Source organism: Mediterraneibacter faecis (genome assembly GCF_055383675.1).
The window spans coordinates 380,275-401,080 of record NZ_AP043803.1 but is presented as its reverse complement, the minus strand read 5'-3'; the positions used below and the strand labels follow the sequence as shown (position 1 = coordinate 401,080).

25 protein-coding genes are annotated in these 20,806 nt (G+C 44.5%); 16 read left to right on the top strand and 9 right to left on the bottom strand.

All coding sequences use genetic code 11. The features are described 5' to 3' along the window. Nucleotides 1–3: 3 nt before the first annotated feature. Nucleotides 4–702, bottom strand: a complete 699-nt coding sequence (locus tag ACZ47Z_RS01900) for a response regulator transcription factor (RefSeq protein ID WP_005333481.1) — start codon at nt 700–702, stop codon at nt 4–6. A gap of 325 nt (nt 703–1,027) precedes the next feature. Between ACZ47Z_RS01900 and ACZ47Z_RS01895 the strand changes: the two genes are divergently transcribed. From ACZ47Z_RS01895 to ACZ47Z_RS01840, 12 genes are all read left to right on the top strand, one after another. Further along, the gene (locus tag ACZ47Z_RS01895) at nt 1,028–1,729 is read left to right on the top strand and encodes a single-stranded DNA-binding protein (RefSeq protein WP_005333477.1); all 702 of its coding nucleotides are present in this window, start codon (nt 1,028–1,030) and stop codon (nt 1,727–1,729) included. A gap of 141 nt (nt 1,730–1,870) precedes the next feature. Further along, the gene (locus ACZ47Z_RS01890; protein WP_022415111.1) at nt 1,871–2,647 is read left to right on the top strand and encodes a hypothetical protein; all 777 of its coding nucleotides are present in this window, start codon (nt 1,871–1,873) and stop codon (nt 2,645–2,647) included. A gap of 16 nt (nt 2,648–2,663) precedes the next feature. Further along, nucleotides 2,664–4,475, top strand: coding sequence for an AAA family ATPase (locus tag ACZ47Z_RS01885; protein WP_005333473.1), 1,812 nt, complete (start codon nt 2,664–2,666; stop codon nt 4,473–4,475). A 9-nt stretch (nt 4,476–4,484) separates the two neighbouring features. Further along, nucleotides 4,485–4,751: a helix-turn-helix domain-containing protein gene (locus ACZ47Z_RS01880; RefSeq protein WP_005333471.1), complete on the top strand. Its 267-nt coding sequence runs from the start codon at nt 4,485–4,487 to the stop codon at nt 4,749–4,751. Beyond that, the gene (locus ACZ47Z_RS01875; protein WP_005333469.1) at nt 4,748–6,865 is read left to right on the top strand and encodes a vWA domain-containing protein; all 2,118 of its coding nucleotides are present in this window, start codon (nt 4,748–4,750) and stop codon (nt 6,863–6,865) included. The genes ACZ47Z_RS01880 and ACZ47Z_RS01875 overlap by 4 nt, the downstream gene beginning before the upstream one ends. A 16-nt stretch (nt 6,866–6,881) precedes the next feature. After that, on the top strand, nt 6,882–7,568 hold the full coding sequence (locus ACZ47Z_RS01870) for a hypothetical protein (protein ID WP_005333468.1): 687 nt from the start codon (nt 6,882–6,884) through the stop codon (nt 7,566–7,568). 62 nt (nt 7,569–7,630) lie between these two features. Then, the gene (locus ACZ47Z_RS01865) at nt 7,631–8,149 is read left to right on the top strand and encodes an AbrB/MazE/SpoVT family DNA-binding domain-containing protein (protein ID WP_005333466.1); all 519 of its coding nucleotides are present in this window, start codon (nt 7,631–7,633) and stop codon (nt 8,147–8,149) included. 19 nt (nt 8,150–8,168) lie between these two features. Beyond that, nucleotides 8,169–8,417, top strand: coding sequence for a hypothetical protein (locus ACZ47Z_RS01860; protein WP_005333464.1), 249 nt, complete (start codon nt 8,169–8,171; stop codon nt 8,415–8,417). 5 nt (nt 8,418–8,422) lie between these two features. After that, nucleotides 8,423–9,001, top strand: a complete 579-nt coding sequence (locus ACZ47Z_RS01855) for a hypothetical protein (RefSeq protein WP_005333462.1) — start codon at nt 8,423–8,425, stop codon at nt 8,999–9,001. Continuing rightward, complete coding sequence (locus tag ACZ47Z_RS01850) at nt 8,982–9,359, top strand: hypothetical protein (protein WP_005333460.1); 378 nt, start codon at nt 8,982–8,984, stop codon at nt 9,357–9,359. The genes ACZ47Z_RS01855 and ACZ47Z_RS01850 overlap by 20 nt, the downstream gene beginning before the upstream one ends. After that, nucleotides 9,359–9,967, top strand: a complete 609-nt coding sequence (locus ACZ47Z_RS01845; protein WP_005333458.1) for a hypothetical protein — start codon at nt 9,359–9,361, stop codon at nt 9,965–9,967. The genes ACZ47Z_RS01850 and ACZ47Z_RS01845 overlap by 1 nt, the downstream gene beginning before the upstream one ends. Before the next feature lie 55 nt (nt 9,968–10,022). Next, a complete protein-coding gene (locus ACZ47Z_RS01840) occupies nt 10,023–10,307 on the top strand; it encodes a hypothetical protein (RefSeq protein WP_005333456.1) in 285 nt (94 codons plus the stop codon). 32 nt (nt 10,308–10,339) lie between these two features. On the opposite strand, the gene ACZ47Z_RS01835 is transcribed toward ACZ47Z_RS01840, so the two are convergent. From ACZ47Z_RS01835 to ACZ47Z_RS01800, 8 genes are all read right to left on the bottom strand, one after another. Then, nucleotides 10,340–10,741: a winged helix-turn-helix domain-containing protein gene (locus ACZ47Z_RS01835; RefSeq protein ID WP_005333454.1), complete on the bottom strand. Its 402-nt coding sequence runs from the start codon at nt 10,739–10,741 to the stop codon at nt 10,340–10,342. Nucleotides 10,742–10,803: 62 nt separating this feature from the next. Then, the gene (locus ACZ47Z_RS01830) at nt 10,804–11,676 is read right to left on the bottom strand and encodes an ABC transporter ATP-binding protein (protein ID WP_005333452.1); all 873 of its coding nucleotides are present in this window, start codon (nt 11,674–11,676) and stop codon (nt 10,804–10,806) included. A 4-nt stretch (nt 11,677–11,680) separates the two neighbouring features. Beyond that, entirely contained in the window at nt 11,681–12,337 is a 657-nt protein-coding gene (locus ACZ47Z_RS01825; RefSeq protein WP_022415113.1) for a hypothetical protein, read from the bottom strand. Beyond that, nucleotides 12,334–13,398, bottom strand: a complete 1,065-nt coding sequence (locus ACZ47Z_RS01820; RefSeq protein WP_005333443.1) for an ABC transporter permease — start codon at nt 13,396–13,398, stop codon at nt 12,334–12,336. The genes ACZ47Z_RS01825 and ACZ47Z_RS01820 overlap by 4 nt, the downstream gene beginning before the upstream one ends. Before the next feature lie 70 nt (nt 13,399–13,468). Beyond that, complete coding sequence (locus ACZ47Z_RS01815) at nt 13,469–14,671, bottom strand: HAMP domain-containing sensor histidine kinase (RefSeq protein ID WP_005333442.1); 1,203 nt, start codon at nt 14,669–14,671, stop codon at nt 13,469–13,471. Further along, nucleotides 14,659–15,333: a response regulator transcription factor gene (locus ACZ47Z_RS01810; protein ID WP_023921570.1), complete on the bottom strand. Its 675-nt coding sequence runs from the start codon at nt 15,331–15,333 to the stop codon at nt 14,659–14,661. The genes ACZ47Z_RS01815 and ACZ47Z_RS01810 overlap by 13 nt, the downstream gene beginning before the upstream one ends. 94 nt (nt 15,334–15,427) lie before the next feature. Then, a complete protein-coding gene (locus ACZ47Z_RS01805) occupies nt 15,428–15,676 on the bottom strand; it encodes a winged helix-turn-helix domain-containing protein (protein ID WP_005333437.1) in 249 nt (82 codons plus the stop codon). Between the two features lie 73 nt (nt 15,677–15,749). Continuing rightward, nucleotides 15,750–16,004 (bottom strand): hypothetical protein, encoded by a 255-nt coding sequence (locus ACZ47Z_RS01800; RefSeq protein WP_005333435.1) that lies wholly within the window; start codon nt 16,002–16,004, stop codon nt 15,750–15,752. A 277-nt stretch (nt 16,005–16,281) separates the two neighbouring features. Between ACZ47Z_RS01800 and ligA the strand changes: the two genes are divergently transcribed. The 4 genes from ligA to ACZ47Z_RS01780 all read left to right on the top strand — a co-directional run bounded on the left by ligA (nt 16,282) and on the right by ACZ47Z_RS01780 (nt 20,806). Beyond that, a complete protein-coding gene (gene ligA / locus ACZ47Z_RS01795; protein WP_040015507.1) occupies nt 16,282–18,276 on the top strand; it encodes an NAD-dependent DNA ligase LigA in 1,995 nt (664 codons plus the stop codon). Nucleotides 18,277–18,353: 77 nt separating this feature from the next. Continuing rightward, nucleotides 18,354–18,857, top strand: coding sequence for an NADAR family protein (locus ACZ47Z_RS01790; RefSeq protein WP_268805384.1), 504 nt, complete (start codon nt 18,354–18,356; stop codon nt 18,855–18,857). 21 nt (nt 18,858–18,878) lie between these two features. Next, a complete protein-coding gene (locus tag ACZ47Z_RS01785; protein WP_237998129.1) occupies nt 18,879–19,352 on the top strand; it encodes an LPD11 domain-containing protein in 474 nt (157 codons plus the stop codon). 89 nt (nt 19,353–19,441) lie between these two features. Then, nucleotides 19,442–20,806: an ATP-binding protein gene (locus ACZ47Z_RS01780; RefSeq protein WP_055248502.1), complete on the top strand. Its 1,365-nt coding sequence runs from the start codon at nt 19,442–19,444 to the stop codon at nt 20,804–20,806.

The following is a 20,806-nucleotide window of genomic DNA, read 5'->3' as shown; positions in this document are numbered from 1 at the left end:
AGATTAAGAATGCAGACGGTAGCCGATTCCCCATACGGTATCAATATATTCCTCCTGCGTTACTGCTTTTATCTTTTTCCGGATATTGCTGATATGTACATCCAGTGTCTTTGTCTCTCCCATATAGTGTTCATCCCACGCATATTCAAAAATCTCTTCTTTGCTGAAGACCTGTTTCGGATGCTCCAGTAAAAGCTCCAGAATTGCAAATTCCTGCTTTGTAATTTTGGGAAGCAGCACTCCGGCAATCCGGACTTCAAAGCGCTCACGGTCCAGTTCCAGGTTTTTATATGACACGCTTTTATGTTCCGGCTCCTGCTGCATATGGCGGAGCTGAACCTGAATCCGGGCAAGCACCTCCTGTATCTCAAACGGTTTTGTAATGTAATCATCTGCCCCACTGGTAAGAAGCCCGATTTTTTCATCCAATCCGTCTTTGGCTGTCAGGACAATAACCGGCGTATTGCCCTGTTTCCGAATCTGGGCAAGCACCTCTTCTCCTGAAATTCCCGGAAGCATCAGATCCAATAGAATCAAAGAAAAGCCCGCCTTATCCATCTGGAACAGCATCCTCGCTTCCGTCCCGGAAAAAGCCTGTACCGTCTCATACCCTGCTTTCTGTAATGCCGTATATAAAAGATTATTGATATCCGTATCGTCTTCTACAATCAGAATTCTGTTTTTCTGCTCCATTTTTCTCATCCTTCCATTTTCCGATTTAAACAATATTATATTGCACTTTTATAACTATGTCCAAAATTCTTTTGATATTATCCTTCCACCTCGTCTACATATGCTATATATAGTTCTAATTCTTTTGACATATGCTATATCTTGTGTTAATATAATCTTGTATTTAAGTTTTTGTGCTGTCCCGTCATGGGAGTCTGGACCATTCATCCAGAAGCATATGCAGTTTAAGTTTGGAAAATCGTGTCATTATACTGCCGTTTTATACGGTGCTATAATGGCACTTTTTTTATTTTAATCTATTTTAACGCCCAAAGAGGCAGAAAGGAGAATTTTTATGTCAGCAATTTTAACAATTTTAGGGAGGGCCACAAGAGATCCTGAGATGCAGCAAGGAAAAAATTCCGGTACGGAATATGTTTCTCTGGACATTGCAGTTTCACAGCGAGGCCAGGATGGAAAGGAAGAAACCATTTACTATCAGTGCTATTTTAACAAGTTCCTTGCAGAACGCTTAGCAAAAGCAGGCGTAAAGAAAGGAACCGGGCTGATGATCTATGGTGATCTGGAGCTTCATCCGTTCATTTATCAGAAAGGAAAGAATGCGGGGCAGGCAAATGCCGGTCCGAGGATCAATGTCAAGGACTGGCACTTTGTACCATCCAACCGTTCTGACAGCAATACCGGACATCCGGGTGCAAACCAGAACAGCCAGCCGAATGGTGGTGCGGCAACGCCCGGTGCAGCCGGCAATGGCAGCTACCCAATGCAGGGAAATCCCAATGGCAGCTACCAGAATCAGGCAATGCCTGGCGGCTATCCACAGCAGGGAATGGCTCCTGCTAACGGTGCCTACACGCCTCCTGCAAATGGCGGACAGTATCAGGCTCCGCCAAACGGAACCGGTCAGCCACAGAGCAGCTACCCGCCGCAGGGCAGTTATACCGGAATGCCAAATTACGGAGGTATGCCGGGCAGTCAGCCAACTGACGGCTTTCAAAATGTGCCGGAACAGATGGCATCCCAGTTGCCCTATTAACTCTCAAGGAACCCTATGTTGAGGAATTGCATTTATCATCTTTGTGATGATGCAGTTCCTCTTTTTCATGTCCGGAAGCGGCGATTTCCCATCCAGCTTCCGGGCTTGTCTAAGAATCATGAATCAGAAAGGAATCAGCTCATGAAAAAATCAAATCGAAAAAAATTCTTACAGTTTGTCGTGCTTGTACTGTTTCTTGCAGCACTTTTCGTACCACAGGATGCCAACCGGCTTCTGATTGCAGGCATTGCCCTGATCGGTATCGGAGTCACGCTGTTCAGTTATCTTCTCCCGCTTTTCACGGAACGCCTGAAAAACAGGGAGCATAAGCTACGAAAACGCCCAGAAAGAACTCGTCATCTGGAAGGAACACCTGATCTGGAAACCATTCTCTGGAGACAGATCAAATTCCAGATTACCGGAAAGCTCAAGGAAGCCTTCCCGGATGCCACATGGGATTTTGTGAAAGAACCACCGCTCTCCCAGATACTGGATGGGGAACCATTACGGATTCGCACACGGAATACCGGAAGTTATAATTTTGCGGAAATTCTCATGGATGCCCGTGGCAGTCTGACGCTTCAGATGATGACCATTGAATCCTTACATAAAAAGGAACCGTCAGAAGGAAATCCGGATTCCAGACCAGCCGTTAATCCCAAATCATGGTATTCCCTGATTGGGAAACCGCTACTGATGGAATTGGTCGGTGACTTACAGGCAAGGGGCTATGAAAAGCTGTTTATCAACGAGCAGGGAGATGTCTATATTCTGAACGGCACTGAACCGGAAGTCCGGGGAAAGCTGGAACATTTCCCGCCCAAAGATTACTGGGGCGAATTGACGGAGATTTTTACTGAAGATGAATTGACCACAGAAGAGACCGAGCAGGCACTGGAACTGTCCTGGATCTCATAAGAAGGAGGAACGAATCATGGCAAATAACATCGTAGCAACCTGGGGGTTCAAACGCAAACTCCCGGAACCATTTGAGGATTATACGGACCATGCAATCTTTGATGACATTGCATCCAAATACTGTACTCAGCCACGGAAAAAATCCACGCTTCATGCAGCTACCCTGCGGGCAGTCCTTGCTTATCTGGAGCTGGAAAACCCGGTTGGCAGTACCCCGCCGGAAAAGCTTGGGGCGGTCGGTACCCAATCCAACAATTTTGTTGTGGCGGAATATCCGAGCAAAACCGGTGATCTTCAGGTGGTTGTCTACAACCAGCTAAACGGAAAGTTTTACGGAGGCTGCTATACTCCTCCGCCGGATGTGGAAAGCACACCGGAAAAATACGAATTTAAAGACTCCAAACAGTCCGGTGCGGCTCTGCTGTTCGCACTGATGCCGGTTTTTCTGGCAGATGAAGAGTGTAATGAAAAGTATCAGGAATTAAAAGCGCACCGGGACAACGGTTATCCCGATCTGGACGCCGCTGCGGAAACAGCAGCCGTTCTCTGCGACAACATTTACCGGAGAACCCGCTATGCATCAGGTCTCCCGACCGGTGGTGTTAAGATTGACCTTCCGGCAAACGGCGTATTGTCGCTGATCAAACCGTTAAATATCCAGAAGGGGGTCTATGCACCAACCGAAGTGCTCCATGGAGACTTTCAGGTGTTACGTCCAGGAAGTGGATTTAAGAAAGCACAGGCAGCCATTTCCAGAGATGATTTTGTTGGGAAATTTATCCTGACCGCATCCCGAAGGCTGTCTCCGGAAGAGGAGGTATCTGTTCCGACATTGGCAGAGTGGTACATCATCCCTCCGGAAATCAAACGGATCTGCGAACACGCAAAACTGACAACGGATACCACACAGCCGATGCGGAATTTTCTTTTACGGGGACCGGCAGGTACCGGAAAGACCGAAGGAGCCAAAGCCATTGCTTCCGCACTTCACCTTCCTTACCGCTGCATTACCTGTTCCGCAAATACAGAGGTATTCGACCTTTTAGGTCAGATTCTTCCGGATGTGGACGGAAAACGCACCCGGCTTCAGCGGCAGTACCCGTCTTTTCAGGAAATCCAGTTAGATCCCTCCGGTGCCTATCAGAAGCTGACCGGAAACTATGATGAAGAAATTTCTGCCGAGGACACCTACCAGAAGCTGATCGATACGATTTTTGATGAAATGCACAGCTATTATAAGGAACACACCTCCGGACAGAACTTCCAGTATGTGGATACGCCTCTAGTCGAAGCCATCCGCTATGGGTATATTCTTGAGATACAGGAGCCTACGGTCATTGCCAATCCCGGTGTACTGGTTGGACTTAACTCCCTTTTAGACCGCTGTAACAGCGTATATCTTCCAAACGGAGAAACCATCCACCGTCATCCGGATACGACCATCGTAATCACCACAAACAATGACTATGCAGGCTGTAAACAGATGAACCAGTCTGTCATTTCCCGAATGAACCTTGTGATTGATCTGGATGAACCGGATGAGGATACACAGGTAGAACGTGCCATGGCTGTTACCGGATGCAAGGATGCAAAAACGGTACGTCTGATGACACGCATTGTCAAATCCATGGCTGTCTACTGCCGGGAAAATCTCATTACAGATGGCTGCTGTGGCATGAGGGAGCTGATTTCCTGGGTGCAGTCCTACATGGTCTGCGGGGATATCCGGGAAGCGGCCCGTTACACGGTGCTTGCCTCTGCCTCTGCCGATGCTGAGAACCGTACGGAAGTGGAAGAAAGCTGTCTGGATACTGTGCTTGCTGCGTAGGACACGCCTATGAGAAAAGCAGCACTCACAGAAGCCCAGATCCGAAAGCATCTGGCAGATAATCTGTCTTATCTCCGGCAAGCCAAAACACCGAAGTTATCACAAAAGGCAGTTGCCAGAATCTTAAATCTTCCCCCGAAAACCATTATGAATTATGAAAATGCAAACTCCTCCCCGATGGCTTATGCCGTCCTTCGCCTTGCTGTGTATTACGGCTGCACGATGGAGGAACTGCTGACAAAAAATCTAAGAAAAGAAAGGAAGAATATCACGTGAATCACAGCCAAAGAAATTTAAAGAAACTAATCCGGGCAAAAGAGGATTCCATTGCGGATGAGGAGTTATTCCTCTCCGCTGCCTATCAGAAGTACCAGACCTCCCTTGCCAGAGCCGTTACCGGACGTTACCGGTATGGACTGCAGGTACTGCTGGACTGGGACATTTCCGAACAGGCAGGCGTTGCATATACCGACAATTATAAGGTACATCTCAACGCAGCGAACCCGATCACCCAGTCTTTCCCCACCCGTTTCTTACGTTCCCAGAGCCTGACAGGGCTCACCGGGCATGAAGTGGGGCACTTACTCTATTCTGATTTCACAGCCCACGCTGTTCATCTGAGGAGTCTGGAAAACGGTTCCTTCTATCCGAAGGAGCCGGAGCTATCCCTTCCAGCTTATCAGACAGCACTGGAGGAGATCAAAGAAGTGTTAGAAGAAAAGGACAAAGCCGGATGCCTGACACTGGCACGATGCGCCGCAACTTTTCAAAACATTCTGGAAGACATCCATATTGAAGACCGTATGTGTGAGGAATTCCACGGCACCTTCCGACAGGGGATTGAACTCAATAACCTGCGTATGTCCGAACAGATTCCTTCCATACAGGAACAAATTGACAAAGAATACCAGCCATTTTCCATCATTGCCAACCTGATCCTTTCCTATTGCCGGACCGGAAACATCAACAATCCCACCGGCTATCAGGGGGATTATCTGGATACCATTTCCGATTGTACCGATCTTCTGGATACGGCAATGGAATCGGAAAAAGGCACTGACCGGATGCTGGTTTCCAATGCGCTCTTAGCCCTGACCTGGAACTATATCCAGCCGCTCATCGAAAAAACACGGGAGGAATTGGAAATGCATGGCGAGGATTCCGCTGCCGATGCTCTGGAAGATCTTCTAGGGGATGAAGTCAGCAGCGGCGCTCCTCTTCCGACCGGAAAAAGCGGTGCCATTCCAAAGAATATCAAACCAGCTTCCCCAAAAGGAAGCGGGAATGATGAGGGCAATGCTCCTTCCGGTCCACGTACCAAAGAGGATGCTATAGAGGAAGCCAAACAGGTGCTTTCGGAAGAAGGCGGGCGCATCGCTCTTACAAAGACCAATACCATTCTGGATGAAAACAACCCCGGCGTCACTTATGTCAGTCAGTATCAGGGCAGCGGCTATGAGCATGCTGCAGAGGATCTGTTCCGGATCTTGAACGATGTGGCTGCAGAAAAGGTGCAGGAAGACTGTCAGACGGAACTGACCGAGGAACTGCAGAAAACAGCCAATGATATTCATTACGGCAATGCCCATGCAGGCATCCATGTTACCATCCATCGCCTGACCAGTGTTTCCGATTACCTGAAGAATGAATACCAGACAGTTGCTCCCCCGCTCCTGCGGGCTTCCAAAAAGCTGCAAAGCACCATCCTGCCGCTTTTGAAAGAAGAACAGCAAGGCGGAAAGCAGAAGAATCTCCTGTTTGGAAAACGTCTGGACTCCCATGCTCTCTATAAGACAGACGGAACCATCTTTACCAGAACCAGACTTCCAGGAGAGGAAAAACGTCTGGCTGTTGCCCTCCTGATTGACGAGAGTGGTTCGATGGGTTGGGGTGACCGGATGACACATGCAAGAAAGACTGCCATTGTCCTTTATGATTTCTGTAAAAGCCTCGGTATCCCTATCACCATTTACGGGCATTCCACGGATGCAGGCGGCGTTGCTCTTTACTCCTATGCAGAATTTGATTCTGTGGACAATGAGGACTGTTACCGGCTGATGGATATGTGCGACCGCAACGGGAACCGGGACGGCGCAGCTCTCCGCTTCGTAGCAGAGCATTTGTGCACACGCCCGGAGCTTCAGAAGCTGCTGATCCTGATTTCTGACGGTCAACCAGCCGATTACGGCTACAGCGGAACGGAAGCAGAGGCAGATCTGCGGGGCATCAAGAAAGAATACGAAAAACGGGATGTCATCCTGTTTGCGGCTGCCATTGGTGACGATAAGGAAAATATCCGCAGGATTTACAAGGACGGATTCCTGGATATCACGAAACTGGAAGAGCTTCCAAAGAATATGGCACAGCTTGTCAAACAGCATCTCAAATAAAGGAAGGTGAATACTCATGAATGAAACTTATCAAAACCGGATTACCGACCAGATCTGCAAGATCCAGAATGACCGGGCACTCATTGCCTTTTATGACCGGCTCCGCTACGCACCACTCGGCAACTATGCACAGCTACATGCCAAAGGGGAATATCAGGAAAACGGGCATAAAGTACATTCTTTAATCTGCATCACCATTCAGGATTATTCCAACGGTACCGGAGACCGGAATATCATCACCCGTTTCAACCTGGCACCGGAACAGATCCAGTTCCTCTTAACCCGGATCACTTCCGGTTTTCAGGAATTTGAATGGAGCCAGAGCAAGATCTACGGCAATCCCGATCAGAACGGTTATTCCACAGCCCAGATGTTTTATATCTCCAGACATCCCTATGATTCCAAAGGGCAGCCTATGAAAAGCCCATGGAAAATCCAGATTGTAAATGGGAAAGGCATCAAAGCACAGAATAAGAACGGTGGTTCCTACATGCAGCCACGCAGCTTCCAGTCCGAAAAGACGACAGCCATCCAGCTTACCGACATGGATCTGTTCACGCTTCTGAAGCGGACGGATTCCTATATTTCCAACTGGGAAACGGTGATTGCTGCATCACTGATCAATAACGGAAAACGGATGCTGGCAGACCAGCAGAACAGTCAAATGCAACAGACAGCACAGGCTCCGCCTTACGCTGCCTAAATTTTCAGAAGAGAAGCGGTACTTTACTGCTTCTCCTCTTTTTAAGAAAGGAGACTTTAGTTATGAATATTGCACTCATCCGGACCATGGACTCTCAGGGGCGTATCGTCATCCCTGCAGAAATCCGGAAACAAATGAAGCTCTCAGACGGAGATGCACTGGAACTGGAAAATGTGGGAATGGAGCTGCTTTTACGCAAATGCCCTACCCACTTAAACGGAAAAGAGGAAATGGCTTCCTATCTTTCCGTCCTCTACAGTGTCATCCACTGTGGTATCGCAATTTGCAGTGAGGCTCACATACTCGTATCTGCGGGCATCTATCTTCCGGAAGGCACTCCCGTTACAGAAGAACTCGCCGAATTGGTTGCGGACGGCCAGGAACTGATCTCTGCTGAGAACTGCCCTGTCTACCCGGTATCCAACACCCGTCAACCGGTTTGTGCTTTTTTCCCGATTTTAAGGGAAGACAGAGAGCCGCTGGCACTTCTTCTCTGTTCCAGAACCGGACAGCATTTATCCGAGATGGAATTGGGATGCGCTAAACTGGTCGCTGCCGTAATTGCAAACAAAATTAAGTAAGGAAAGGAGCGTGAAATCAATGAAGAATACAAATATAACCTTACACACCACCCAAAAGAAAGAATATGTCCTCACCGGAATCCTGTCCCTGCCCCTCCATCTGGGAGAACGGGCGTGGATCTATAGTTATAACCAGACCTTTGCTACCAGTCCGGTGCAGAGTATTCTGGAAGTATCCGAAAACGGTGTGGTATTTGAGACCTGCAACAGTATTTACCGTCTCAGCTACACCCGTGTTCCGATGGAGCTGGAGGCGATGTGTGCTTGACAAGAATGGAAGAACTGGAGAGCTGCCTTTCGGGGCTCCTCTCCACCTTAAAGAAGAACCGGGAACATGTGCCTCTGGAAGTGCTGAAGACACAGTATAAGCAGCCGTATGAAGAACTGGTCAGAAACATCAACCTGACCGCTTCTGCCTATGCAAAATCTGTGCTGCTCCACCGGCTGGTCCTGAATCCGGATGCAGATGTGGAGGAACAATGTACCGTCATCAACCAGATGATACAAACTTCCGGGATGCTGAAGAAAATCAGCTCCTGCATGTCCAAAACCTATGATGTAGGACAGATATATCCTCTGATACTGGAACTACGCCATATGGTCGAACAGGCACTCTGGCCCTATGTGAATCAGGCAACTTGTCTGGTCGCAGATCTGGATGATATAGAAAAAGAACCGACAATTTACAATTTTTTGACACATGAAGTTTATGAAAATGATACCTGGATTCACCGAGAAATCGACCTGCGCTGGAAACTACTGGTACATCTTACTCCCGAACAAAGAGAATCCGTACCACCAGCCAATCATAGTATGAATGGAGGAATTTACCATGAAAGAACAACCATCTAATCCTTGCGAGAAAGTCTCATTTATTTTGACCTATGACCAGCTTGAAGCTGCTTATAACATCTACCGGGAACAATTTATTTCCTGCGACTTCATCCGCCGCTCCATGGAACGTCTGGAGGAAAGAATCGGACTCTGCAACCTTCCATATGAAACGCTGCGTGATGATCCAAGCCTTCTTCATGAAGCATACCTGCAGTTTCTCCGACTGGAAGACTGCAATGTGGCTTATAACGACACGCTGGAGCAGGTAATTGATGCAATCGAACAATGGCTTGCCTCTGGCACCTTATCCCCTGTAAACCTTACGGTTTCCAACCAGAATATGGGTGAAACTTTTGGAACGGAGGTGGATGTGTAATGGCAAATATCTGCTGTGATGATGTGATCTTTTATACAGAAGGAAATCCGGAAGGACTATATGACTTGTGGGAGGACCTGGAAACCTACATCATTCTGAACCAGAATCCTGATTTATGCTGGATTGGCAATTTATTTTCCCACAAGAAAATAGATTCCACCGGAATATCTCTTCGTGGAAATGTCAGCTACATGGAATGGAATGATACGTATATTCTACTTTCTTTAGAGACAGCATGGACTCCACTTTATGAAGCATATCAGGCGATAGCCGCTGCATATCATGTTCCCTTTGTGATGCAAAGCATAGAACCTGGAGAACGAATTTATTATAACACGGATGAAGCACACCTATTTTTCCCTGACCGATATTGTGTCCGCTTATATGAAGAAAGCCTATTGACTCCATGTGGCTTAATAATCGGAGAAAAGCTGGAAGACGGTGAACCATTTGAAACGGAAACAGACGTATTAGAACGATTCAGAGATTGCGGATATCCAGCAGCTACACTAAAAGAGTTGGAGCTCATGTTCGATGCGGATGAACTTATTATTTTTGAATTTACAAATCCATATTTGGATCTGGAGCAGAAAAATGCTTGTGCATGAAACTTCTCCCCTCCACACCAAAGACGATTATCATCAGATTTAAAGGAGGAACACCATGACTGATTTGGAACTGGATGTCTGGGATGCATGGCTCAGGGAACGTCAGGAACATCTGGAAGAAACCCTGTCCAATATCTCACCATCGGAAGAACCCTGCAGATATTACCTGCTAACCGGATATATTCAGGGAATGCTAGAAGCTCTTACCATGCTTACGACTGTTGAGGATGGGAAACGCTTCAAGATCAAACTGGAGCAATTTCGCCAGAATCTGCTCCTCTCTGGAGATTACGATGCTACCGGTAACTATAAACAGGCAGTGAAGAAAACTGCTGTTTAAATACTTCGAGCCGCCCAATCGGACGGCTCTTTTTATGCCCGAAAACGGTAGCCTACACCACGTATCGTTTCTATGTAGTGCGGTTCTTCCGGATTTTCTTCTATTTTCTTTCTCAGATTCTTGACTAACCCATAGACACGGTTATCCACTTCTGACTCCACATCCTCATAAATATGCTGGTAAATCTGTTCTTTTGTAAATACCCGATTGGGGGATAAGGCCAGATAAAAAAGCAGGTCATATTCATGTCTGGTAAGTTCCACAACCTTACCATCTTTGATTACGCTCCGCTGAAGCTGGTCTATTTCCAAACCTTGGAATGTCAACTTTTCAGAATTTGTAATCTCCATAACTTCTAACGTACTTTCGCAGGCTAGAACTGATTTAATTTTATTCAGGATTCCCTCTTCGGAATCAGAAATGGTAAGAATCATCACTTTCCCATAACATCACCTGCTTTTCTTAGCATTTAGCTTTCACTCCTCATTAACAATGTTTATCGATTGGTTACATAGATATATGCATCTTCCAAAGTTACGTCACAAGCTATACATCCACTTTCTGACGGCATATTCTCCCCTAACAGTCTTAATCTAATTCCTTCCTCCGTATACTGCTTACTGGAAATATGATATTTTCTTTCTAATTCTCTTGCAAGGCTTTCGTCCTCTGTACAGCATTCCCATACATGCCCTCTTGCCTTATTCAATAATTCCCTCATTGTTCCTGTATAAAGGAATCTACCTTTTTTCATAACCGCAAGCTGATTACAGGTTGCCATCAGATCCTCCACCACATGCGTTGAAAATAATACGGTGCGTTCTTCTGCAAAATCTACCAGTAAATTACGGATACGGATGCGTTCCTCCGGATCGAGCCCTGTTGTTGGTTCATCCACAATTAAAAAATCCGGCTCATGGAGTAATGCCTGCACTAATCCAACTCTTCGCTTCATTCCACCTGAAAGCTGCCGCATTTTCTTTTTCTGATGGTCTGCAAGACTGGTCTTCTCCAGATAGTAATCAATCCTTTTCTTGCTTTCTCTTTTCTCAATTCCAGCCAGATCTCCCATATACTCCAGACATTCTCGAACAGTCAAAGACGGATACAGATCAATTTCCTGTGGCAGATACCCAATCTTTTTCTGTATCTTTTCGTAATTTGCTTCGCAATATAGCGTACCATCTAACAGAACTTTTCCACTTGTGGGTGCAAGCACCGTTGTAAGCACCCGCATCAACGTTGTTTTTCCTGCACCATTTTCACCTAACAGACCAAATATCCCATGTGGGATTTCCAGATCCACATGATCTACCGCTGTCACTCCATTTTTAAATGTTACTGTTAAATCGTCTATTCTTATACTCATAATCTTACCCTCTCTTCTTTAATATCTTAGGAACAAATGCAAGCATCATCCCCGCAAATACCACGCACAGCACCTTCCCGCCAAGCCATCTCCACTCTGTCAGCTTACCGAAATCACAAGTTCCGTAGGAAAATGGTCCCCAGTTTTTCAAAAACTGAGTTGCCTTTCCGGAAATAGAGAAAAACCAGAAAAGCAGCACGACACCCATACCAATCCATCTGTTTCGAACCAGATTGCTGACAGTTACGGAAAGCACACTCCAAAACAAAACAGTTCCGGGAATCGCAATACAATAAATTCCAAACAAGGCACCGCCATCTAATTCTTCTGTCAGATTCACCGGTTTCTGCCAATAAAAGAGTCCATATGCCAACAAACTGATTCCAATCAGATAAGCTACCTGCACAAATAGTCTTTTATAAACTACCCCTGCCTGCTTTTTTAGATTATAAAGGCAGAATACTTCCGAGCGTTTGCTCTGCACTTCCACCAGATAAGTATCTGCACAGAAAACGACTGCCAGAAGCGAAACAGCTCTTTCTACTGCCTGCCCGATTTCATTCGCATATACAACAGGCTGGATTGCACTCAATATCACAACAAAAGCGATTGAATATGCAATTTTATAATATGGCATACATATTTTTACTTCTTTCTTCAATATACTCTCCTCCTTTTCCACATCCACACCGCTATAAACATGAGCAGTATGGATGCTGCCACAAGAAGCAGTTGATTGAGATATACCTGATGTGGCAATTCCGTTTCAAAAAAATTCCCCGGAAATCGAACCATAATAGAGAATGGTCTTGCATGACACTGTCCTTTGCTATCCCATGTCAGCATATTAGAATAAATGATATAAAGAACCAGCGCCGGAACCGCTGGAAGCGGATTCTTAAACAGCAGCGCTGTAACCGCATACACACAGCAGATCATCAGGATGTTCGGCAGGACATACAGGATCGAATTCTGAACAAAATCCAGTATGTTCATAGCAAATCCTGATTTTACTGCCGTGGCGTAACACAAAATGATAAATACGATATTCATAATGACCAGTGCCGCCGTCATAATGAGAAATCCACTGCTTATTTTCCCGGCAATATATTGAAAAGCCGTCATCGGTTTGGTGTGCAGCAATTCATAAGTATTTTTCCTCATATCCTGGAAAAATAAAAACGCCAGCAGAACCGTTGCAAAGAATGCCATATGCAGGCTTGCAAAATCTGTAAATTTTCTTCCGAAATAATAGGAGAATGGATGTTTCTCAAGATTTTCTCTGATATACCGGTTGACTTCCTCCGGGCTTCCCTGATACCATGAAACGTCCTCATACACATAATTGGCACCATTAAAGTGGTATTCCGTTTTCAGATACTGACACGCCTCCGTAATCTTCATCTGTTTCATCTCAGATATCACTGCCTCCGCCTCTACTTCCGACATGCCAAACCCATTCTCTGTGTCCTGAAGTATCTTTACAATCTCTTTCTCCCACAGTTCTCTCTCCTTATCCGGTGTTGCCGGAATACATCCCTCCATAACATCCCCATCGGAGGCCATTTTTACCTTCCTGAAGGTTTCATCCGACTTCACGTAATGAATGGACAGATAGGGTGCAAGTGTCTGGTACATACTGATTAAAACAACAATCAAACCGATCCAGAATATCGGATTTTTAAGATAATTTTTCAGATTCCTTTTTATGATTGCTTTCATAAGTCATCCCGCCTTTCTTTTTTCTACAAACAGCATAGCCTACAAATCACAACAAAAAAACAACAGCCATTTATTTCTGCTGTTGTTCTTCTAATACATAATTTTTAAACACTGCCTCAACTTCCGCACCGCCATCTGCTACATTTTTTATCAGCAGTTTCCCACCATGCCGTTCGCAGTAGATACGGCTGATATACATACCCATTCCAAAATGCTTTAAGTCATCCTGTGGATTCTCATGATAAAACGCCTGTGTCACCCTGTCGATATTTTCCTGAAATCCAATTCCGTCATCCCTGATACTCATTTTCAGATATTGGGGTGTCACTGTCAGCTTCAGCCTAACTTCCTGATTGGCATAGCGGAATGCGTTAGCCAACAGATTATCCGCTACTTCCATGATGATTTCCTCATCCGCAGTCAGTATTTCAGATTCTCTCACTGTCGTCACTGTAAAATTCTTTTCTGATTTTTCCACCACGACTTCTGCCAGAGCTTCTATCTGGTTTATCAACTGCCGGATATCTACCACGGAACAGTTTAATTCCCGTTCTTCCAATTTCGTCATCTTCCTCATACTATCAATAAAATGGTTCATCCGTTCAATCTGAAGCATACCGCCCCTTAACATCTCCATCATTTTCTCTTGATCAAGCATATCTTCCGGAACAAATTCCAAAAGCATTTCCTGATATCCCCGCATGATTGCAAGCGGCGAGCGGATATCATGGGCAATCGCTGCACGCAGTACCCGCTCATCTTCGATCATCTGCCAAAGTCTACGGTTATTTTCTTCCAACTGCCCACGCATCCTTTCAAATTCCCTGCACAGCATCCCCATCTCGTCCTCGTTCTCATAAGCCATATGAAAATCCAGATCTTCCTCCGCAATCATCTGTGATGCCATCTTCAGTTCCTGAATCGGTCTCTTTAATTTATTTTTGTAAAACAGGCTGACCGCAATTCCACATCCGGCAAAAGAAAAAAGCAATACTCCGTACGTCCGAAGGAAATCACAGGTTTCTGAAATATGCCAGTCCATTCTGCTCATTTTACTCTGATTCGGTCTCGGTACCACTACCTCAAAATTTTCATTGCGGTCATTCATTGCCTGATAATACTCGTCCTGATCCACGTACTTCCACCAGACCTCCTCCTGTATCTGCCCGGCAATCTCAATAATTGACACAGAAAGAAAAAAAGTGACAATCAAGCTGAGTATCGTATATAAAACCATTGTCTTTTTCAAGGATAAATTTCTTATCTTTTCCATCGATACCCCATCCCCCATACTGTCTCAATGTATTCTGTCTGCGTATATTCCGCCAGTTTCTTTCTCACTCTCCGGATCAGTTCCGTAACAACACGGCTGTCACCTTCCGCATCATAACCACACACCTTTTCGTATATCCGCTCCCTGTCAAAAACCTGTCCTGGATTCATGGACAAAAACTCAATGATTGCATATTCCAGCTTCGTAAGCTCCAAATCATTTTCACCGATCTGAACCCTCTTTGCTCCATAATCAATACTGAGGTCTCCGTGGAATCTGTATTCAGACTTCCCTTTATGACGCTCCTCACGCTTCAAATGTGCAATAATACGAGCATCCAGTTCTTTCAGACTAAACGGCTTCAGTATATAGTCATCCCCACCGGATAAAAGCCCGTTTACCCTGTCCTGCTCCTCCACTTTTGCCGTCAGGAAGATAATGGGACAAGTTACTTTGCCCCGGATACGTCTGCATACTTCTAATCCGTCTATTTTAGGCATATTGATGTCCAGCAAGATAATATCCGGTTTCTTATGGATTTTTTCCAAAGCATCTGTGCCATCTTCTGCCATCATTACATCATATCGTTTGATTTCAAAATAGTTCTTTAACATCTTTAATAATTCGATGTCATCATCCACGATCAAAATTCTATATGCCACTTTTATCACCTCGTTTTATCAGTATACAACGAAAAAAACAATAAATAAACAACAAGAGAAACACTTCGAGCCGCCCATTGCCGGACGGCTCCTTTTATGCCCGAAAGCGATAACCAACACCACGTATCGTTTCTATGTAGTGCGGTGTTTCCGGATTTTCTTCTATTTTCTTTCTCAAGTTCTTAATCAGACCGTAAATTCGGTTATTCACTTCTGACTCCGCTTCCTCATAGATATGCTGATAGATCTGTTCTTTCGTGAATACCCGATTAGGAGATAAAGCAACCACAGCGATTTGCTTCAAAAGTCTCTTTCGCCTGGTATACCGTTTATAACTTCTCATGTTTATCACCTTCAATCTGCTTTCAAATTTAATAATCTATATTTTATGACAATTCAGCATATAGAAAAGTTAGTTATTCGTGAAAATTATTTTTAAATTTAGAACTTGCATAACCACTACGATGTAAAAACAGTTTAGAGGCATTTATGACAGAGATTGATTTTATCTGGTTTTCGACTTTCTCCACGAAAGTGGCAAAAAATACCTGGCTACGAATTCCTTCGCTTAGGGCAAATCTGAAATCCTGAACGCTTTTATTCCTGTAGCCGACAAATTTGTCATCAACATAAGGCAAAAGCTTCATTGAGGAATCTATTTCATTTGACATATACTACATCTAGTGTTATACTGTTCTTATATCAATTATTTGTGTCAATCCGGAAAGGATTTATCACACGCAGTTTAGGTTTGAAACGTAGTCAGGAGTTTTCCTATGCCCAACAAGCAGCAGGGACTTCTGGCTTTTTTTATTTTGCAGGAAACTGCATCTATTTTGAGAATGAACATAAGCGTCATTCTCTTTTTTTATGCCTGAACGCAGGGAAAGGAGGATTACGGAAACAAATGATTCCGGAACTGGCACGCCACAAAAGAAAGGAGACTCTATGTCAGTCAAAAGAATTAAGAATCTTGTAAAACAACTCAATGAATACCGTCATGCCTACTACAATCAGGATGCCCCTCTGGTATCTGATGCCGAGTATGACCGACTCTTTGACGAACTGAAGGAACTGGAGGAACAGACTGGTTTCATCCTGTCAAATTCTCCGACACAGACGGTTGGATATTATCCGGTCAGTGAACTTGCCAAAGTCACCCATCCGATTCCACTGCTCTCGCTTGAGAAAACAAAACTGATTTCAGAGCTTTTAGATTTCATGAAAGGACAGGAAGTTCTCTTTATGCTGAAACTGGACGGTTTGACTACCAAACTCATTTACGAAGATGGCAGACTGATTCAGGCTTCTACCCGTGGAGATGGTGAAGTGGGGGAAGATATTACACACAATATCCCGGCATTTTTAAATGTACCGCTTACCATTCCACACAAAGAACGTCTGGTCATTACCGGTGAGTCTTTTATACCAACCAATGATTTTGAACGTCTGAAAGATACTCTGCGTGATGGAAATGGAAAACCTTATAAAAACGGACGTAATTTTGCTTCCGGATCAGTACGAAGTCTTGATCCGAAGAACTGTATCGGACGTTGTGTTCGCTTTCTTCCGTTCAATGTATTAGAAGGAATGGAGGATGTTCCCTTCCCGGACAGCAGAGCCTGCAAATTAGAAGGTTTAACACACCTGGGCTTTGGTTACTGCCCGTTTTTCTCAATTTCAGGAACCGGACTTTCAAAAGAATATGCGGAGAAATTCATTCAGGAATTGGTATCCACAGCAGCAAATTTACATCTTCCTATCGATGGCATTGTCATGATTTTTGACAGTCTCAGCTACTCCAAAAGCTGCGGAAAAACCGGACACCACTATAAGGACGGCCTCGCCTATAAGTTTGAGGATGATACCTACGAAACTTTCTTGCGTGAAATTGAATGGACACCGACCAGATTCGGAGAGATTGCTCCGGTCGGCATCTTCGATACCGTGGAGATTGACGGCTGTGATGTTTCCAGAGCTTCCCTTCATAATCTGACCTTTATCAAAAATCTGGAGCTTGTACCCGGATGCCGGATTCTTGTTTCCAAACGAAACATGATCATCCCACATATAGAGGATAATCTGGATCGTGGAAGGTATACCGACATCACGCCTCCGGTCTGCCCTTGCTGTGGTTCCAAAACCAGAACCTACAGCCGTAAGACCAGCGACGGTCGCACCGTAGAAACTCTGCATTGTGATAATCCGCAGTGCGACAGCCAGATCACAAGAAGGTTTGTCCATTTTGCCAGCAAGAAGGCAATGAACATCGAAGGACTGTCAGAAGCCACTTTAGAAAAATTCCTGAATCTGGGCTATCTGCACTCTTTTCAGGACATCTATCATCTGGAGGAACACCGGGAAGATATTGTGGCACTGGACGGATATGGTGAGAAATCTTTCGACCGCTTGTGGGAATCCATCAACGCCAGCCGGAGGACCAGCTTTGTCCGCTATCTGGTTTCCATGGATATTCCTATGATCGGCAGAACCAAAAGCCGGATTCTGGACACCGTATTTTCCGGAAATTTAACTGCATTTGAACAGGCGGCTGTCGGAGATTACGACTTCACTCAGTTAGAGGATTTTGGCGAAATCTTAAATCACAACATCCATTCCTGGTTTGCAGATGAAGCAAATCTTGATTTATGGAAAAACTTACAGAACGAATTCACATTTGAACAAAGAAAGGAAGAGACCATTATGACAAAAGAAAACAAATTTACAGGATGTACCATCGTAGCAACAGGGAAACTGGAGCATTTTACCAGAGACGGTATCAACGATAAGATTCTGGAGCTTGGTGCCAAACCTGGCAGCTCTGTAACAAAGAAAACCGATTACCTGATCTGCGGGGAAAAAGCCGGCAGCAAACTGGCAAAAGCCCAGAGCCTTGGTATTCCAATTCTTACAGAAGCTGAATTTTTGGAGATGATTGCATAACCATCTCTGCAATAGATGAGAATTATTTTGAGGTGTGGCTGAAAGGCCGCACCTCTTTTACAAAGGAGGAATTTATAATGAATCAAACAAATACAAGCAAGCGCATACCTACACAGATCAATGAATTTCGGGGAGATTATGCTTTTCTAAGCAATTTCTATCCGGCACCGGTCTCTTACATGGGACAAACCTATGCAAACAATGAAGCTGCTTTTCAGGCGCAGAAAACACTCTCTGCGAGAGAGCAACGCAAATTCTGTATTTTTCGGATGCATAATCCTTCTGATGCAAAGAAACTCGGCAGAGATCTTACATTACGCCCGGACTGGGAAAAAGTGAAAGTCCGACTCATGTATGAAATCTGCATGTGCAAATTCATGCAGAACCCGGAACTCCGGGACAAACTTCTTGCAACCGGAGAGTCCACACTTGTTGAAGGAAACAACTGGGGTGACTATTTCTGGGGCAAAGTCAATAACTGCGGAGAAAACCAGTTAGGAATCATCCTGATGGATGTACGTGCGAAGCTGCAGTGGAATGCAGAAACAGCGCCCAATAATATACCTCAATGTCTGCAATAAAGGAAAGGATGGTCTAATAGAATGAATGAAAATGCAAAAACAAAATTAGTGCTTGAGTATACTGGCATGGATGATTTTTCCTGTCCGGTATATAAGGACCAATTCGGAAAGTTGTGGAAGGATATTGACCTTGGCAAAGGGGCTAAACCGAATCTTTATTCTTTATCTTTTAACCATATTGATGGAGAACCTTCCCATCCCATACAGCAGGAGTACACATTTCATCCGGCTCCGTATCAAAGAAGTTCCTATGAATTCGAGTACCGGATGTTAAGTAAATTACAGTCTGACTGTGAATACTATCTGGGCTACGGAAATCGCAGTCCGTCTATTCTATGCAATCATAGCGTTCAAAACCATATTGCCCGTATGAAAGAATTATGGAATGGTTTTCTCACAGATCAGAAACCGGAATGGCTGACCTGGGAACAGCTTCTTCAGTACGAAAAAGTAATGACAGAAACCGGAATACCCGTGAAGAACTGCTCAGACTAGACAATTCATCATTTATCAGAAATTACCCTCTATATTATCCATTCATATTTTGATATAATAGGAACAGTTGAAAGAAAGGAGCATTTCCCATGTATCTGAAAAGAAAAGTTTACGATCAGCTTCTGGATTGGAAAAACGATACCGCCCACAGCACCTTGGAAGTGAATGGTGCCAGACAGGTCGGAAAAACATATATTATCAATAAATTTGCGGATGAGAACTTCAGGCACAAGATCTACATTAACCTGTTTGATCTGTCCGGCAAACAATTTATGGAATGTTACAAAAAAGCCACAGACTGGACTCCCGGTACAAAACGACCGGAGCAGCCGCTTCACGATGCTTTTAAACTCTTCGATCCGGATTTTGAAGATACCAACGATACAGTCATCATTATTGATGAAATTCAGGAATCCTCAGAGATATTCAACCGTATCCGAGAATTTACCCGCTATTTTCAAGCGCATTTCATTGTAACTGGAAGTTATCTGGGACGTGTACTGGAACCGGAATTCAAATTCTCCAGTGGAGATATTACCAGTATCCGTATTTATACCCTTTCCTTTAAAGAGTTTTTGGAAGCATTGGATGACCAGCTTTTTCAGAAGTATCTATCACTTCCACTGGATCATGCAGATGACACCGTACCGGAACTATATGACGAATTAAAGAATGTTTACGACATCTATAGACAGATTGGCGGCTATCCAAAGGTTGTGGAAACATACCTTAACACAAAAGACGTGGAAGCAGCTCAAAAAGAGCTTGTTAGAATCATCCGCATTTTCTTAAACGAATCTATGCGGTACTTTGATGACATCACAGATATTAGTGTTTTTACCAACATCTTTTTAAGCATCTGCCGTATTCTGCTTCGTGAAAAGAAAGGATTAGATGAGGACAGTATAAGTGAAGAACTGCAAAAGCTCGTTACAAAGAATTACTCCAGTAATCTTTCTAAAGCAACCTGCTATCGTGCTATCAACTGGCTTTACCATTCTGGAATCATCGGTTTCTGTGGCAAAATCACAGAACTGGACATCTTGAATTTCAAACCGGGAAGCCGCTGCTTCTTCATGGATCTTGGAGTTGCATATTATTATCTCTCCAGAACTGGTGCTACTGTATCAACTATGGATGGCTCATTGAACGAAAACTATGTTTACATTAACTTGTCCAAACGCCAGGAATTCCCGGAAGAAATTATCTTTGAGACACCGGCTTTTGCTACTTATAAAGGTGGTGAAATTGATTTTGTAGCTCAGACATTGAAAACTCACATCCGCTATCTGATTGAAGTTAAAGCCGGTAAGGGAACTGCATCTACTGCCTTGAAGGCATTGGAACAGGGGAAGGCCAATAAACTACTATATCTGAAAGGTGATACCAAAGGCGGAACCGTTGGAAACGTACAAACACTTCCTATCTATCTGCTAGAACAATATCATTTTTAA